Origin of the sequence: Aeromonas sp. R6-1, assembly GCF_040908165.1 — a bacterium.
GTDB lineage: Bacteria > Pseudomonadota > Gammaproteobacteria > Enterobacterales > Aeromonadaceae > Aeromonas > Aeromonas caviae.
On record NZ_JBFODF010000042.1, the window covers coordinates 71,374 to 86,637 of the forward strand.

Below are 15,264 nucleotides of genomic sequence, written 5' to 3' on the forward strand. Positions count from 1 at the left end.
TTTACCCAACAGATGTACCAGTCCCATGCGCCTCTCCATTGCTGCCAAGATCAACTTCTTCCTGCTCTTCATCTTCTCCATGGTGTTGGTGTTTTCTGCGGCCTATCAGGCGGTGCGCGAGCGTGACCTCATCCTGACCCTCATCAAGGAACAGAGCCGCGAGCAGACCGAGGCCTACTTCGATGGCCTCAACATGCTGATGCTGACTGGCAAGATGGACGCCCGCGACACCCTGCGCGCCAAGTTTCTCGATCACGCCCACGTGGAAGATGCCCGCATCGTGCGCGGGGCGGCGGTCAACAAGCAGTACGGGCCGGGCCGTGACGACGAGGCCCCGAAGGACAGGTTTGATGCCCTGGCGCTGGCGGGCAAGGGGAGCCTGGAGGTAGAGCATGACGGCATGCACAGCCGGCTGGTGGTGACCCGCCCGCTGCTGGCCAGAAAGGATTTTCGCGGTACCGACTGCACCAGCTGCCACCAGGTGCCGGAAAACACCGTGCTGGGAGCGGTGCGTTTTGACTACTCCCTCGACACCCTGTTTACCCGGGTGGAGCAGAACATCCTCACCTCGGCCCTGAGTCTCACCCTCATCTTCGGGCTGGGACTCCTGCTCACCCTCTGGGTCATCCGCACCTGGATAGTCCGCCCCCTCAACCAGCTGACCCGTTCCATGGAGGAGGCCACCGATCGCAACGACTTCGGCCACAGGCTGGAGGGGGATGAAGGGGACGAGATTGGCCGGGTGGCGCTCGCCTACAACCAGATGCTCGACAGCGTGGAGCGCCAGATAGGCAAACGCCCCGCCTCTCAGGGGCTGGATGACGGCGACCGCCCTCAGCCCCGGTAGTAAAGCAGCAGGCAGGCCACCAGGATCAGCAGCAGGATGAAGAGATTGACGTGGCGGGCATCTTCCTGCCGACGGCTGCGGCCACGGGCCAGCACCAGCACCACCAGGGTCAGCAGGCAGCAACCCCAGAGCCCGCGCTCCAGCCAGGGGGTGAGCAGGGGGTCCCAGCTCTGGCGCACCTTGACGCCCCCATAGACCAGAAAGCCGTAAGCCACCTCTGGCCGGGCGAAGTGATAGAGGGAGAGCAGGGCGACAAAGCCGCCCCAGCAGAGGATCACCAGCCCCTGCAACATCCGTATCCAGCCATCCGGCCCCCGCCTGCGCTCCTTCACCCTCACCCCCGTCCAGCCGCCATGATCCATGCACGATGCATGGGGAAATCCCCGCAAGGGTCCGACATTTTTGCTTGTTTATCAAACCTGCGCGGGTAAGATGAACGGCTTAGTCTGCCATGGTGGGCCAACTGCGCCCGGGCCAGACCCCTAGTGTTGCAAATAGCGCTGCAAGAACAAGCTGGAGACAATATTTCGATGACGCACGCATCCGTAGTTGATGTGCTGGCCGGTAAGTATTCGGTCGGCACCACCCTGACTGTGAAAGGGTGGATCCGGACCCGCCGCGATTCCAAGGCGGGGATCTCATTTTTGGCCGTTTCCGATGGCTCCTGCTTCCATCCGGTGCAGGCCGTCGCCCCCAATACCCTGGCCAATTACGAGAATGAAGTGCAACGTCTGACCACAGCTTGCTCCGTCGAAGTGACCGGCACCGTGGTCGAGTCCCAGGGCAGCGGCCAGGCGTTCGAACTGCAGGCCACCGAGGTCAAGGTGGTGGGCTGGGTCGAAGATCCGGACACCTACCCCATGTCTGCCAAGCGCCACAGCATCGAGTACCTGCGCGAGCAGGGCCACCTGCGTGCCCGCACCAACATTGTCGGTGCCGTGACCCGGGTGCGCAACTGCCTCTCCCAGGCCATTCACCGCTTCTTCCACGAACAGGGCTACCTCTGGATCGCGGCGCCCCTCATCACCGCCTCCGACACCGAAGGGGCCGGCGAGATGTTCCGCGTCTCCACCCTGGACATGGAAAACCTGCCGCGCACCCCCGAAGGCAAGGTGGACTACGACAAGGACTTCTTCGGTAAGGAGACCTTCCTGACCGTGTCCGGCCAGCTGAACGTCGAAACCTACGCCTGCGCCCTGTCCAAGGTCTACACCTTCGGCCCGACCTTCCGCGCCGAAAACTCCAACACCAGCCGCCACCTGGCCGAGTTCTGGATGGTGGAGCCGGAAGTGGCCTTTGCCGATCTGGAAGACAACGCCGCCCTGGCCGAAGCCATGCTGAAGTACGTCTTCAACGCCGTGCTGACCGAGCGCCGCGACGATCTGGAGTTCTTCGCCCAGCACGTGGACAAGGACGCCATCGGCCGTCTGGAGCGCTTCGTCGCCTCCGACTTCGCCCAGATTGACTACACCGACGCCATCGACGTGCTGCAAAACTGCGGCAAGAGCTTCGAGTTCCCGGTCTCCTGGGGCATCGATCTCTCCTCCGAGCACGAGCGCTACCTGGCCGAGGAGCACTTCAAGTCCCCGGTGGTGGTGAAGAACTACCCGAAAGACATCAAGGCCTTCTACATGCGCCTCAACGACGACGGCAAGACCGTTGCCGCCATGGACGTACTGGCCCCGGGGATCGGCGAGATCATCGGCGGCTCCCAGCGTGAAGAGCGTCTCGAGGTGCTGGATGCCCGTCTGGCCGAGATGGGTCTGAACAAGGAAGACTACTGGTGGTACCGCGATCTGCGTCGCTACGGCACCGTGCCCCACTCCGGCTTCGGTCTGGGCTTCGAACGCCTGGTGGTCTACGTGACCGGCATGGGCAACGTGCGCGACGTGATCCCCTTCCCCCGTACTCCCCGCACTGCCGAGTTCTAAGGCGACCCGCCCACTCGCACCGTGCAAAAGCCGACCCCCCGGGGTCGGCTTTTTTTATGCCCGCCTCGCTCTTCCCGCCCCCGTTATTCCCGCCTTTTGCATGCCCAACCCTGTGCGCTCCCCCACCTATCCCGTCATTTATCTGGTGTGCGCCAGGAAGCGGCCCCCTGTTCAAGGGCTGAACCGTAGTTTTTATGCACTTAAATCGGAAAAAAGCCGGTTGTTGAAGCAACGCAATTTTTTACCCCTTTAGGGGTGACAAAATATCCATTAACCCTTCAGGGGTAATTGATGACAGCGGATCCCGGGCAGCTGGCCGATGGGGACATGGATAAAACACACGAGGTAATGGAATGATCTTGATGGAATTTTTGGTGGTACTCGGCTGCTTGCTGCTGGGTACCCGCTTCGGGGGCATGGGGCTGGGTCTTATCAGCGGTATCGGTCTGTTCCTGCTGACCTTCGTCTTCGGCCTGGTGCCGGGCGAGCCGCCGGTACAGGTGATGCTGACCATACTGGCGGTCATTGGCTGCGCCGCCACCCTGCAGACCGCCGGCGGTCTCAACCTGATGATGCAGGTGGCCGAGCGTCTGCTGCGCCGCCACCCCCAGTACATCACCCTGCTGGCGCCGCTCACGACCTGGACCCTCACCTTCCTGTGCGGCACCGGCCACGTGGTCTACACCATGTTCCCCATCATCGCCGACATCGCGCTGCAGAAGAACATCCGCCCGGAGCGCCCCATGGCAGTGGCGTCCGTTGCCTCCCAGATGGCCATCTGCGCCTCGCCGGTCTCGGTGGCCGTGGTCTCCATGGTCTCCATCCTGGCGGCGGCTCACGGCGTGGGTCAGGCCTACGGTCTGCTCGACATCCTGATGGTCGCCATCCCCTCCTCTCTCACGGGGGTCATGATGGCAGCCCTGTGGAGCCTGCGCCGCGGCAAGGATCTGGACAAGGACGAGGAGTTCCAGGCCAAGATCAAGGACCCTGCGCAGCGGGACTTCATCTACGGCGGTGGTGAAACCCTGCTCAACACCAAGTTCCCGAAAGAGGCCTACTGGTCCACCTGGATCTTCTTCGCCGCCATCGCTGCCGTGGTGCTGCTGGGGGCCGATGAGGCGCTGCGCCCCGTCTTCACCATCAAGGAGAAGACAGGCCCCCTCTCCATGAACCTGGTGATCCAGATGATGATGCTGATCGCCGGCGCCATCATCCTGATGCGCTGCAAGGTCAAGCCGGGGGAGATCGCCAACGGCGCCGTCTTCAAGGCGGGCATGGTCGCCATCTTCTCCGTGTTCGGGGTCGCCTGGATGAGCGAAACCTTCTTCCAGGCCCACATGCCGCTGCTCAAGGAGACCCTGGCCCACGTGGTACAGGCCCAGCCCTGGACCTACGCCCTGGTGCTCTTCCTCATCTCCAAGCTGGTGAACAGCCAGGCCGCGGCGCTCACCGCCATCGCCCCCATGGGGCTGGCGCTGGGGGTCGAACCCAAACTGCTCATCGCCTTCCTGCCGGCGAGCTACGGCTACTTCGTGCTGCCGACCTACCCGAGCGATCTCGCCTGCATCGGCTTCGACCGCTCCGGCACTACCCGCATCGGCAAGTTCATCATCAACCACAGCTTCATCATTCCGGGCCTCATCGGGGTAGTGACCTCCTGTACCCTGGGCTTCATCCTGACCAGCATCCTGCTCTGACCGGCGCTCGCTGATCAATCACTACCACAGGCCCCCGCACGGGGGCCTGTGCTTTTTGGCGCACACCATACTGCTTTGCCAACCGCCCGCACTCTGGGTAGCATGGCCCCTCTTTTCTTTGCGGAATCTCCCCATGTCTCGCGTCATCCTGCTCTGGAGCGGCGGCAAAGATGCCGTGCAGGCCCTCTGCCACGCCCGGGAAGCGGGCCATCAGGTGGTGGCCCTGATCACCTTTGCCCCGCCAGCGCCCCGCTTTCTCGCCCATCCCCTGTCACAGGTTCGCCGTCAGGCGGCGGCCCTCGCACTGCCCCATCGGCTGGTCACCATCGAGGCGCCGTTCGATCTCGGTTATGAGCGGGCCCTGGCGGCATTGAAAGAGGAGTGGCAACTCGATGGGGTCGTCACCGGCGACATCGACAGCGTGGGGGGCGCGCCGAACTGGATCCGCGAGCGCTGTCGCCCCCTGGGGCTCACCGTTCACACCCCGCTCTGGCAACAACCCCGCGAGGCGTTGCTGGCGGACATGCTGGCCCGCGGCATCGTCGCCCACCTCTCCTGCGTCGATACCCGGGTACTGGCCCCCGAGTGGGTGGGGCGCAGGCTCGATGCTGGCACCCTCAGCGATCTGCAGCAACTGGCGGATCGGGATGGCTTCGATGCCTGCGGCGAGCAGGGGGAGTACCACACCATGGTGACCGACGGCCCCGGGTTTACGGCGCCGCTGACGCTCGGCCACTGGCAGGTGGCGCGCCAGGAGCACCTCGCCTATCTGCTGGAGGACGAGGGATGACGTCTCACGAGGGCGACACATAAAAAACGGGAGGCGCTGGCCTCCCGTTTTGCTTGTCCTTAACGTTGACCTATTTGGCCAGCTTGCCCAGCACCCGCTTAAGCAGGCGGATGCGCGGCTCGATGCTCTCCAGCAGCAGGAACTCCGCCTCCGAGTGGAAGCCGCCCCCCATGGGGCCGAAGCCATCGAGGGACGGCACCCCGGCCGCCGCGGTGAAGTTGGCATCGGAGCCGCCACCGGCCTCCAGCCAGGTGAAGGGGACGCCCTCCTCCCTGCCTGCCGCCTCCACCAGTGCCATCAGGGCCTCGGTGTCGCCGCTCGGGCGCATCGCGGGCTTGAAGCTCTGGCGCGCCACCTCGACCCGGCAACCGGCGAGGAAGGGGTTGTTGGCCATGAAGGTGAGCCGGTCGTGCACCGCCTGCGCCTCTTCGTTGCGCCAGAAGCGCAGATCCACGATCGCCTCGGCAAAGTCGGGCACCACGTTGACGCCGGTGCCCCCCTGCACCACCCCCACGTTCATGGTGGTGCCGGTTTCCATGTTGACCTGTTCGTTGATGGCAAGCACCCAGTGGGCCAGCTCCGTGATGGCGGAGATCCCTTGTGCCAGGGCAGAGCCCGCATGGGAGGCCTTGCCGTGGAAGGTGATGCGGTACTTGGCATTGCCCTTGCGGGCGCTGATGAGATCCCCGCTCGGGCGCGCCGCCTCGGCCACCAGCACGCAGCCGCTCTGTCTGGCTCGCTCCACCAGCCACTCCTTGGACCAGGGGGAGCCTATCTCCTCGTCGCAGTTGCAGCAGACCAGCACCTTGAGCCTGGCCAGCACGGCCGGGTCCAGCTCTTTCAAGGCATACCAGGTAGAGAGCAGGCCGCTCTTCATGTCCGAGACGCCGGGGCCAAAGGCCTGATTGCCTTCGACTTTCAGCGGGCGTTTGGCCGCCGTCCCCTCGGGGAAGACGGTGTCCATGTGGCCCACCAGCATGACATCGTAGTGCTCCGCCCCCGGGGCATTGGTTGCCTCCAGGCAAGGGCCGCACTCGGCGGCAAACTGGTGGCGGGTCACCTGCCAGCCGATGGCTTCATATTTCTCGGTCATGATGTCGGCGACCCGGGCCACCCCGGCCGGGGTGCGGGTGCCGCAGTCGAGGTTGATGAGCGGGGCCAGATCCGCCAGATAGGTATCGAGTGAAAACGGGCGCTTGAGGTCGTTCATTGTCTTCTCCATGGAACAATCTGCGTAAAACACAGACTGTTTTTGCAACGATAAGAGTGGGCGGGCACTCGGCGCCGCCTCGTCAACGGCGGTCGGCCAGCGTGGATCAACTGGCCGCCGCCTCTACACCAGAGCCTTTACATGAACAGCAGATAGTTGAGGAGCAGCGCCGTCACCAGGGCCCCCGCCATGGGCACGCTGGTGCGCTTGACCACCACGAAGGGAGAGACCTTGGCGATGCCCGCACAGGCGATGAGCACCGCCGCGATGGGGGAGACGGTGCGACCAATGCTGGAGGCGAGCTGCATCGGCAGCAGCATGGTTACCGCCGGCACGCCAAACTTGGCCGCCACCGCGGGGGCCAGGGAGGAGAAACTGAGGAAGGCCGCGTTGCCAGAGCCCATGATGACCGCCGCCACCATGATGAGCCCCACCATCACCAGGGTCATCAGGCCGCTGCCGATGCCGGCATTGCTGGCAGAGTGCAGCAGGGTGTCGATGGCGCCGATAGCCTTGAGGGATTCGGCGAAGAGCTCGGCACAGACGATGAGCGCCACCACGGGGCCGAACACCTTGCCCATGCCGTCGAGGAAGCTCGACAGCCCCGCGAAGGCGGTGCGCACCGAGCGGGTGCGCAGCAGCTCGCACAGCATGCCGATAAAGACCGACAGCAGCATGGCCACCTCCACGCTGACGCTGATGCTGGTCACCAGCAGCTTGGAGAAGGTCATCATCAGCACGAAGGGGATGATGGGCAGCAGGCCGTACCAGGTTGGCGCGGCCACCTCGTCCGCCCCCTGCTCGTCAAGCTCCGCGTGTTCGCCGCGATGCAGGGCCGGATCCCAGCCCTCCTGGCGGTCACAGTGCCGCTGCCAGAAGAAGTGCAGCACCATGGTCACCAGCAGCATGGGAGCCACCAGCCAGATCTGGTAGTCGACGAAATAACTGGTCGGATCCATGCCGGACTGGCCGGCGGAGAAGATGGCGTTGGTCTGGGTCGGGCCGATTTCGAACGCCTGGGAGGTGGCGATGACGCCGCAGGCGGAAGCCGGGCTGATGCCGAGGTTGCGCATCACCGGGTACATGGTGACCATCAACAGCAGGCCGAGGCCGGTGGCAGAGGTGACGAACAGGGAGACGAAGACCGCCACCAGGTAGCAGATGGCCAGCATCAGGTAGCTGGACTGGATGCCCGCCACCGGCTTGACCGCCACCCGCACCAGGGCCTGGGAGGCGCCGATGTGGGACATGTAGGTGGCAAAGCCCGCCACCGCCATGATGGTGAGGCCAAGGCCCGCCGCCCGGTAGGAGAAGATCCCCTTGAACACCTCAAACAGATCGAACAGGGCGAAGCCGGTGCTCTTGTCCGCGGGCAGAATGGGGTGCAGTCCCAGCCAGTAGGCGACGGTGAAGAGGGCCATGCCCGCCAGCGCCAGCACCGCCTGCGGGTTGTAATCCTTGATGATGCCGTAGACCACGGCGATCAGCACGAGCAAGACGAAGACGAGTTCCAAGGTGCACTCCTGACAAGATTATCGAGAAGCGCAATCTAGTGGGGGATCTCCCCTTTCCTCTTGATCACCATCAATAAAGATGGAAAAAGCAAACGGTTGTAGATTTTTACTCCAAAAATAAAACTAAAAACGACATTTAACATCAAGGAACTGGATCTAGAATGCTCCCCAGGGTATCCCTGACCGACAACCGCCACTTTGTTTGCGTTGGATCAACATCCCGCCGGGGTGAACTGGCCAAGATGCCCGTCGACACAGAGCGACCATTTCGCACCGGAGAGAGTTATGACAAACCAAGCCACCGCAGGCACCCCGACCTGCGACTGCAAGCTGTGGGACATCCTCGTCGAGTCTGCAAAGGAACGCACCACCATTCGTTACTCCAAACTGGCCAGGCAGGCCGGGCTGGAGCAGTGCCAGGATGAACTGCGCACCCTGCTGCAACGCATCCGCATGTATTGCACCGAAAATCACCTGCCCATTCTCTCCGCCATCGTGATGGATGACGTGGGCAAATACGCCGGCCTCTCCTCCAGCCTGCCGGATGCCCCCTGGGAGCGGGCACGGGTCTTCGATCACGAGTGGACCACCCTGCACTGAGTGCCGCCCCCTGAATCCGGAACGCGCCCATACCAGCAGGCGCGTTCTGGTTTTTGGCCCCCACCGTTTCTTCCCCGGCCCCAGCGGCCCCATCCGGCCAGGTGTGCTTCCCTGTGAGGCGCCCTGCCCCCTGTCGTCCTATCCGGCCAGGCGTGCAGCATAAGGGCCTCCTGCCCCCGGTCTCCCCCTTTGATACCGCAGCGCATCCCGTCCCAGACCAGCGTGTGCTGGCGCGCGGCCCCCTCCCTTCTCCATTCGGCCTGACTGGTAAAACCAGCCCATCCGGCCATGAGCGTTGCCATGGGGGGGCCACAATGCCAGAATCGGGCCCTTGCACGATTTCAGGGCCGCCGGCCCGCAGACAAAGGATCCCCCATGGCCACCACCCTCTATGGCATCAAGAACTGCGACACCATCAAGAAGGCCCGCAAGTGGCTGGAGGAGGCGGGTATCGATTACCGCTTTCACGATCACCGCGCCGACGGTCTGAGCCCGGAGCAGCTCGATCTCTGGCTCGCCAAGCTGGGCTGGGAAGCCCTGCTCAACACCCGTGGCACCACCTTCCGCGCCCTGCCGGAAGCAGAAAAACAGGGGCTCGACACCGCCAAGGCCCGTGACCTGCTGCTGGCCCACCCGGCCATGATCAAGCGCCCGCTGCTGGACCAGGACGGCACCCTGACCCTGGGCTTCAAGGCAGACCTCTATCAATCCCTCTTCTCCCGTTAACTTTTTCTGTTAAGGAACACCGATGTCGGACGTCATCACACTGGCCAAGGATCTGATCAGCCGCCCCTCCGTGACCCCCCTGGATGAAGGGTGCCAGACCCTGATGGCGGAGCGCCTCGCGCGCCTGGGGTTCGTCATCGAACCCATGGTCTTTGAGGACACCACCAACCTCTGGGCACGCCGTGGCAGCGAGGGTCCCCTCTTCTGCTTCGCCGGCCACACCGACGTGGTGCCCGCCGGCCCCCTGGAGAAGTGGGACACCCCGCCATTCGAGCCGACCATCAAGGACGGCATGCTCCATGGCCGGGGCGCCGCCGACATGAAGGGGTCTCTGGCCGCCATGGTGGTGGCGACCGAGCGCTTCGTGGCCGAGCACCCGGACCACAAGGGCTCCATCGCGTTTCTCATCACCTCGGATGAAGAGGGGCCCTTCATCAACGGCACGGTGCGCGTCATCGACACCCTGGAGGCACGCAACGAGAAGATCCGCTGGTGCATCGTCGGCGAACCCTCCTCCACCGCCCAGGTCGGGGACGTGGTGAAGAACGGCCGTCGCGGCTCCATCACCGGCGATCTGCTGGTGCGCGGGGTGCAGGGCCACGTCGCCTACCCCCATCTGGCGGACAACCCCATCCACAAGGCGGCTCCGGCGCTGGCGGAGCTCGCCGCCATCGAGTGGGACAAGGGCAACGCCTACTTCCCCCCCACCAGCTTCCAGATCGCCAACATCCAGGGCGGCACCGGCGCCTCCAACGTCATTCCGGGGGAGTTGCAGGTCCAGTTCAACTTCCGCTTCAGCACCGAGCTCACCGATGCGGCTATCCGCGAACGGGTCGAGGCGCTGCTGACCCGTCACGGCCTGGACTTCGAGCTGAAGTGGACCCTCTCCGGCCAGCCCTTCCTGACCGACACCGGCGCCCTGCTGGAAGCCACCGTCGCCGCCGTGGCGGCAGTGAACGGCCAGCAGCCGGCCCTGCTCACCACGGGGGGCACGTCCGATGGGCGCTTCATCGCTCCCACCGGGGCGGAAGTCATCGAGCTCGGCCCGGTCAACGCCACCATCCACAAGGTGAACGAGTGCGTGAAGGCGGACGATCTGGATCTGCTGGCGGACATGTACCAAGGGGTGCTGGCACGACTGCTGGCATGAGCAGCGCTCCGGACAAGAGAGACCAGACCATGAATCAGGATCAACTGCTTGGGCTGGATGAGAGCCACCTCATCCTGGTGGGGCGCGGCCCCCATCGTCTGACCGCCGCCACCGCGGCGGCCTTCAACGACATGCAGGTGGCTGCCGCCCATGCCGGTTTCAACCTGCAGGCGGCCTCCAGCTGGCGCGGCTTCGAGCGCCAGCTCGCCATCTGGAACGGCAAATGGCGCGGGGAGCGCCCTCTGCTGGATGCGAACAACCAGCCCCTCGATGCCCTGCAACTGGGCGAGACCGAACGACTGCACGCCATCCTGCACTGGAGCGCCCTGCCCGGCACCAGCCGCCATCACTGGGGCACGGATCTCGACATCTACGATCCGGACTGCCTGCCCGCCGGCACCCGGCTCGCGCTGGAACCCTGGGAATACGAGGCGGGCGGCTGGTTTGCCGATTTGCGCGAATGGCTGGACGATCACATGAACGACTTCGGCTTCTTCCTGCCCTATGCAAAAGGGGAGCAACCGGATCAGGGGGTGGCCTACGAGCCCTGGCACCTGAGCTTCGCGCCCGAATCCGACGGGCTGGCCCTGGATCCGGCGGCACTGGCGCTTTGTCTGGAACGGGCGGATATTGAAGGCAAGGAGTGCATCCTGGCCCATCTCGACGAGATCCTGGCCCGCTATGTCACCCCGGCACACCACGAAAGGAGATTCTGATGAGCTTGTGGTTATGGATAGGCTTGCCGCTGCTGTTTCTGCTCGGCCTGTTTCTCAACGCCATCAAGGACATGAAGCAGCTCGAGAAACAGCTGCCCAAGTACAAGGAGAAGATCCGGGAGGTCAAGGACGACGAGGACGACTGACCCTCCTCGCAGGAGCCCGTCGGCGCTCCTGCCCCCTTCCCGTCCACGGCATTTTTCCGCCCTCTGCCGCCCCCTGAGCCGGCCCTGAAAGCCCCATCCATTGCCCCCTTTCCCTTCGCTTTCCCGCGCGGTCACTTCGCCCTCGCCCTGATTGAAAACTGCGCAACAAACGTAAAAAACTGCAAAACAATGCACAATTAAGCCACACAAAGGGGGTCAATCTGCATATAATGTGCCTGTTTTGCAGCCCGCCATAAGGAGTTCGCCATTGGATGCCACCACCGTCAACAGTTTCTTCTTCATCGGTGCCCTGTTGGTGGGCGCCAGTGTCCTGTTGAGCGCGCTCTCCTCCAGAGTCGGCATCCCCATCCTGGTCATCTTCCTCGCCGTCGGCATGCTGGCGGGTGAGGATGGTCCCGGCGGCATCCACTTCGCCGACTACTCGGTCGCCTACCTGGTGGGCAACCTGGCACTGGCCATCATTCTGCTGGACGGCGGCATGCGCACCCGGGTCTCCTCCTTTCGGGTCGCGCTCTGGCCCGCGCTCTCGCTGGCCACGATCGGGGTGGCCATCACCACCGGCCTCACGGGCCTCGCCGCCGCCTGGCTGTTCGACCTCAACCTGATGCAGGGGATGCTCATCGGTGCCATCGTCGGCTCCACCGATGCGGCGGCGGTCTTCTCCCTGCTCGGCGGGCGCAGCCTCAACGAGCGGGTCAGCGCCACCCTGGAGATTGAATCGGGCAGCAACGATCCCATGGCGGTCTTCCTCACCGTCACCCTGATCGAGGTGCTGGCCACCGCCCAGCAGGGGCTGGATGCCGGCTTCCTGCTGCTGCAACTCGTCAAGCAGTTTGGTCTGGGCGCTGGCATCGGCCTTGCGGGGGGCTGGCTGCTGTGGAAACTCATCAACAGTGCCAAGCTCGCCCCCGGTCTCTATCCCCTGCTCACCGTGAGCGGCGGCCTGCTCATCTTCGCCCTCACCACGGCGGTGGGGGGCAGCGGCATCCTCGCCATCTACCTCACCGGCCTGCTGCTTGGCAACCTCTCCCTGCGCAGCCGCAGTACCACCCTCTCCGTGCTGGACGGCCTGACCTGGCTCAGCCAGATCGGCATGTTCCTGGTGCTGGGGCTGCTCGCCTCTCCCCACAAGTTGCTGCCCATCGCCCTGCCGGCGCTGGCTCTGGCCATGTGGATGATCCTGTTTGCCCGTCCGGTGTCGGTCTGGATTGGCCTGCTGCCGTTCAAGAACTTCGCGCCGCGCGAGCGCTGGTTCATCTCCTGGGTGGGGCTGCGCGGCGCCGTGCCCATCATCCTGGCGGTCTTCCCCATGATGGCGGGGCTGCCCAATGCCCAGCTCTACTTCAATGTCGCCTTCTTCGTGGTGCTGGTTTCGCTCATCCTGCAGGGCAGCTCGCTGCCGCTGGCATCAAAGCTGGCGCGAGTGGAGGTGCCCGCACCGCCCTCTCCCATCAACCGCTCTGGGCTGGAGATCGATCTCGACAGCCAGTGGGAGACCTTCGTCTATCGCCTGAGCGCCGAGAAGTGGTGCATCGGCTCCCCCTTGCGGGAGCTGCGCATGCCCCAGGGCACCCGCATCTGCGCCCTGTTCCGCGGCCAGGAGCTGCTCCACCCCTCGGGCAGTACCTGCCTGCAATCCGATGACATCCTCTGCGTCATCGGCCACGAGCACGACCTGCCCGCCCTCGGTCAGCTCTTCAGCCAGGCGCCGGAGCAGGATCTGGGCCCGCGCTTCTTCGGTGACTTCCTGCTGGAGGCCAACGCCAGGCTGGTGGATCTCGCCCCGCTCTACGGGCTGGATGTGAGCGAGGTGGCGGATCAGAGCCTCGGCGATTTTATTGCCCACCAGTTGGGCGATAATCTGGTGGTCGGTGACCATGTCGCCTGGCAGGGACTGCTCTGGACGGTGGCGGAAATGGAAGAGGGTGAACCCCGCAAGATAGGGGTGCGCTTCCTGGAAGAAGACCCCGTCTAGGCGCCGGCCATCGTAGCCCGCATTTGTGTGAGAAGGGAGTGAACCATGCCTTATCAAACCCTGTTGTCCGGTCTGTATCCTCCCTCGCCCAAGCTGGGCCTCATCGAGGGTTTCTTTGGCAAGGGCTGGAGCTGGGAAGCCCGTGCCCGCTACGCCCAGTGGCTGCCCCGCCACGGCTATGGCTTCTACCTCTACGCCCCCAAGGAAGACGGCTACCTGCGCAAGCACTGGGGCACACCCTGGCCCGCCGACCAGCTTGAAGCCCTGTGCCAGCTCGCCCGCCAGTGCCGGGAGAACGGTCTGGCCTTCGGGGTGGGCCTGAGCCCCATGGGGGCCCATCACGACTATGCCCGCCAGCGACCCGCCCTGCTGGAGAAGGTGAGGCTCATCGAGGAGGCGCTCAAGCCCGATATCCTGGCGATCCTGTTTGACGACATGAAGGGGGACACCCCGGATCTCGCCCACTGGCAGCTCACCATCGCCCACGACATCGCGGCCCACACCGACGCAGGCCGCCTGCTGTTCTGCCCCAGCTACTACAGCACGGATCCGGTGCTGGAGAAGGTGTTCGGTGCCATGCCCCCCCACTATCTGCAGGATCTGGGTCAGGGGCTCGACAAGCGCATCAATGTCTTCTGGACCGGCCCCAAAGTCTGCTCCACCGAGTATCCGGCTGCCCACCTCAAACAGGCCGCCGACTGGCTCCATCGCAAGCCCTTCCTGTGGGACAACTATCCGGTCAATGACGGCAGCAAGGCGAGCAGCTTCCTGCACCTGCGCGCCTTCGAAAACCGTCCGGCAGAGCTGGCGGATCTCGTGAGCGGCCATGCGGTCAATCCCATGAAGCAGGCGGCCCTCTCGGCCCTGCCGCTCGCCACCCTGCCCATGAGCTACAAGCTCGGCAAGCAGTACGATCCTGACAAGGCGCTGCACGCCTCTCTCAACGCCACCTGCGGGCCGCAGATCTCCGCCATGATCCAGGCCGACCTGCCGCTCTTCCAGGACATCGGTCTGGCCCAGCTCACCCCCGAGCAGGTCATCCACCTCAAGAGCCGCTACCTGCCGTTCCAGGATCAGGCCTGCGTGAACGAGATCCTGCGCTGGCTGGCCGGGGAATACGTGTTCGATCCGGACTGCCTGACCGACTGACCCCATGAGTCCATGAAAAACGGGCCCATGTAAAAGGCCACCTCCCGGGCAGGGAGGTGGCCTTTTTGCATGATCTCTCTTCAGGTGCCCCATGGCGTCACATAGGGCGGCAGATTGAGCGGGTGTTTAGCCGAATGCCAGCCAGACCCCGACAAACAGCATGAGAGAGCCCGCTATCCGGTTCATCAGAGTGACATTGCCGCTCTTGGCGAGGAAATGGCGCAAGGTGCGGCCACCGCTGGCATAGAGCATCAGGCAGGAGAACTCGATGACCAGGATGAGCGCGACCAGGGCCCCAATCTGGGGTGCCATCGGCTTGGCCGCATTGATGAAGGGGGGCAGCAGGGAGACCATGAAGGCCCACCCCTTGGGGTTGGCGATGGCGGTCACGAAACCCTGCACGGCCAGTCCCATGGGGCTGGTCTGCTGACCCGCCGAGAGATCCGCCGGGATGGCCATCTTGCCCTTGGCCTGCCACATCTGGATGCCAAGCCAGACCAGGTAGGCGCCACCTACATATTTGAATGCAGAGAACAGGGCCGGGTAGTTGAGCATGACTGCCGCCACCCCGACTACCGACAACACGGAGACCAGGCCGACGCCGACAAGCTCCCCCCACATCATGTGCAGGGTACGGCGCACCCCCAGACTCATGCCCAGGGTCATCGCCAGGGTCATGCACATACCGGGGGTTACTGAGACAAAAAAGAACGTGGGAATAAAGAGCGCCAAGATGGCGGGATCAATCCAGTCGGACACACTACACCTCCAGGGTAACAAGCAGACGATCTT

General features: G+C 64.1%; 15 protein-coding genes. 11 read left to right on the forward strand and 4 right to left on the reverse strand.

Going from position 1 to position 15,264, the window contains the following annotated elements:
* Window positions 1-25: 25 nt before the first annotated feature.
* Window positions 26-847 carry a HAMP domain-containing protein gene (locus tag AB5Y68_RS12705; protein ID WP_042865183.1) on the forward strand — a complete coding sequence of 274 codons (822 nt, stop codon included), beginning with the start codon at window positions 26-28 and terminating at the stop codon, window positions 845-847.
* Here AB5Y68_RS12705 and AB5Y68_RS12710 read toward each other — a convergent pair.
* On the reverse strand, window positions 835-1,140 hold the full coding sequence (locus AB5Y68_RS12710; RefSeq protein WP_201901582.1) for a hypothetical protein: 306 nt from the start codon (window positions 1,138-1,140) through the stop codon (window positions 835-837). The two genes, AB5Y68_RS12705 and AB5Y68_RS12710, sit on opposite strands and share 13 nt — an antisense overlap.
* Window positions 1,141-1,377: 237 nt before the next feature.
* Between AB5Y68_RS12710 and asnS the strand changes: the two genes are divergently transcribed.
* The 3 genes from asnS to AB5Y68_RS12725 all read left to right on the forward strand — a co-directional run bounded on the left by asnS (window position 1,378) and on the right by AB5Y68_RS12725 (window position 5,265).
* Window positions 1,378-2,778: an asparagine--tRNA ligase gene (asnS, locus tag AB5Y68_RS12715; protein ID WP_039039869.1), complete on the forward strand. Its 1,401-nt coding sequence runs from the start codon at window positions 1,378-1,380 to the stop codon at window positions 2,776-2,778.
* Window positions 2,779-3,131: 353 nt separating this feature from the next.
* Window positions 3,132-4,475 carry an anaerobic C4-dicarboxylate transporter gene (locus AB5Y68_RS12720; protein WP_039039870.1) on the forward strand — a complete coding sequence of 448 codons (1,344 nt, stop codon included), beginning with the start codon at window positions 3,132-3,134 and terminating at the stop codon, window positions 4,473-4,475.
* 133 nt (window positions 4,476-4,608) lie between these two features.
* Window positions 4,609-5,265: a hypothetical protein gene (locus AB5Y68_RS12725; RefSeq protein ID WP_039039871.1), complete on the forward strand. Its 657-nt coding sequence runs from the start codon at window positions 4,609-4,611 to the stop codon at window positions 5,263-5,265.
* A 70-nt stretch (window positions 5,266-5,335) separates the two neighbouring features.
* Here AB5Y68_RS12725 and AB5Y68_RS12730 read toward each other — a convergent pair whose 3' ends face one another.
* Both AB5Y68_RS12730 and dcuC read right to left on the reverse strand, forming a co-directional pair.
* Window positions 5,336-6,475 carry a M20 family metallopeptidase gene (locus tag AB5Y68_RS12730; protein ID WP_039039872.1) on the reverse strand — a complete coding sequence of 380 codons (1,140 nt, stop codon included), beginning with the start codon at window positions 6,473-6,475 and terminating at the stop codon, window positions 5,336-5,338.
* Window positions 6,476-6,612: 137 nt separating this feature from the next.
* Window positions 6,613-7,989: a C4-dicarboxylate transporter DcuC gene (dcuC, locus tag AB5Y68_RS12735; RefSeq protein ID WP_039039873.1), complete on the reverse strand. Its 1,377-nt coding sequence runs from the start codon at window positions 7,987-7,989 to the stop codon at window positions 6,613-6,615.
* Window positions 7,990-8,274: 285 nt separating this feature from the next.
* Here dcuC and AB5Y68_RS12740 point away from each other — a divergent pair, with 285 nt between their 5' ends.
* The 7 genes from AB5Y68_RS12740 (at window position 8,275) to AB5Y68_RS12770 (ending at window position 14,472) form a co-directional block, all read left to right on the forward strand.
* Window positions 8,275-8,589 carry a hypothetical protein gene (locus tag AB5Y68_RS12740; RefSeq protein ID WP_010674057.1) on the forward strand — a complete coding sequence of 105 codons (315 nt, stop codon included), beginning with the start codon at window positions 8,275-8,277 and terminating at the stop codon, window positions 8,587-8,589.
* Between the two features lie 375 nt (window positions 8,590-8,964).
* A complete protein-coding gene (locus tag AB5Y68_RS12745) occupies window positions 8,965-9,315 on the forward strand; it encodes an ArsC family reductase (RefSeq protein WP_039039874.1) in 351 nt (116 codons plus the stop codon).
* 22 nt (window positions 9,316-9,337) lie between these two features.
* Window positions 9,338-10,465, forward strand: coding sequence for a succinyl-diaminopimelate desuccinylase (gene dapE, locus AB5Y68_RS12750; protein WP_039039875.1), 1,128 nt, complete (start codon window positions 9,338-9,340; stop codon window positions 10,463-10,465).
* 29 nt (window positions 10,466-10,494) lie between these two features.
* Window positions 10,495-11,181 carry a M15 family metallopeptidase gene (locus AB5Y68_RS12755; RefSeq protein ID WP_039039936.1) on the forward strand — a complete coding sequence of 229 codons (687 nt, stop codon included), beginning with the start codon at window positions 10,495-10,497 and terminating at the stop codon, window positions 11,179-11,181.
* A complete protein-coding gene (locus tag AB5Y68_RS12760) occupies window positions 11,181-11,327 on the forward strand; it encodes a hypothetical protein (RefSeq protein WP_080769975.1) in 147 nt (48 codons plus the stop codon). Before AB5Y68_RS12755 ends, AB5Y68_RS12760 begins: the two co-directional genes overlap by 1 nt.
* A gap of 268 nt (window positions 11,328-11,595) precedes the next feature.
* A complete protein-coding gene (locus AB5Y68_RS12765; RefSeq protein WP_039039876.1) occupies window positions 11,596-13,323 on the forward strand; it encodes a potassium/proton antiporter in 1,728 nt (575 codons plus the stop codon).
* A gap of 45 nt (window positions 13,324-13,368) precedes the next feature.
* Window positions 13,369-14,472: a beta-N-acetylglucosaminidase domain-containing protein gene (locus AB5Y68_RS12770; protein ID WP_039039877.1), complete on the forward strand. Its 1,104-nt coding sequence runs from the start codon at window positions 13,369-13,371 to the stop codon at window positions 14,470-14,472.
* A 126-nt stretch (window positions 14,473-14,598) separates the two neighbouring features.
* On the opposite strand, the gene AB5Y68_RS12775 is transcribed toward AB5Y68_RS12770, so the two are convergent.
* Complete coding sequence (locus AB5Y68_RS12775; RefSeq protein ID WP_039039878.1) at window positions 14,599-15,231, reverse strand: LysE family translocator; 633 nt, start codon at window positions 15,229-15,231, stop codon at window positions 14,599-14,601.
* Window positions 15,232-15,264: the final 33 nt, after the last annotated feature.

Coding starts and splice junctions, on each gene's coding strand:
- AB5Y68_RS12705 (WP_042865183.1), top strand. CDS start 26: ATGCGCCTCTCCATTGCTGCCAAGATCAACTTCTTCCTGCTCTTCATC.
- AB5Y68_RS12710 (WP_201901582.1), bottom strand. CDS start 1,140: ATGTTGCAGGGGCTGGTGATCCTCTGCTGGGGCGGCTTTGTCGCCCTG.
- asnS (WP_039039869.1), top strand. CDS start 1,378: ATGACGCACGCATCCGTAGTTGATGTGCTGGCCGGTAAGTATTCGGTC.
- AB5Y68_RS12720 (WP_039039870.1), top strand. CDS start 3,132: ATGATCTTGATGGAATTTTTGGTGGTACTCGGCTGCTTGCTGCTGGGT.
- AB5Y68_RS12725 (WP_039039871.1), top strand. CDS start 4,609: ATGTCTCGCGTCATCCTGCTCTGGAGCGGCGGCAAAGATGCCGTGCAG.
- AB5Y68_RS12730 (WP_039039872.1), bottom strand. CDS start 6,475: ATGAACGACCTCAAGCGCCCGTTTTCACTCGATACCTATCTGGCGGAT.
- AB5Y68_RS12740 (WP_010674057.1), top strand. CDS start 8,275: ATGACAAACCAAGCCACCGCAGGCACCCCGACCTGCGACTGCAAGCTG.
- AB5Y68_RS12745 (WP_039039874.1), top strand. CDS start 8,965: ATGGCCACCACCCTCTATGGCATCAAGAACTGCGACACCATCAAGAAG.
- dapE (WP_039039875.1), top strand. CDS start 9,338: ATGTCGGACGTCATCACACTGGCCAAGGATCTGATCAGCCGCCCCTCC.
- AB5Y68_RS12755 (WP_039039936.1), top strand. CDS start 10,495: ATGAATCAGGATCAACTGCTTGGGCTGGATGAGAGCCACCTCATCCTG.
- AB5Y68_RS12760 (WP_080769975.1), top strand. CDS start 11,181: ATGAGCTTGTGGTTATGGATAGGCTTGCCGCTGCTGTTTCTGCTCGGC.
- AB5Y68_RS12770 (WP_039039877.1), top strand. CDS start 13,369: ATGCCTTATCAAACCCTGTTGTCCGGTCTGTATCCTCCCTCGCCCAAG.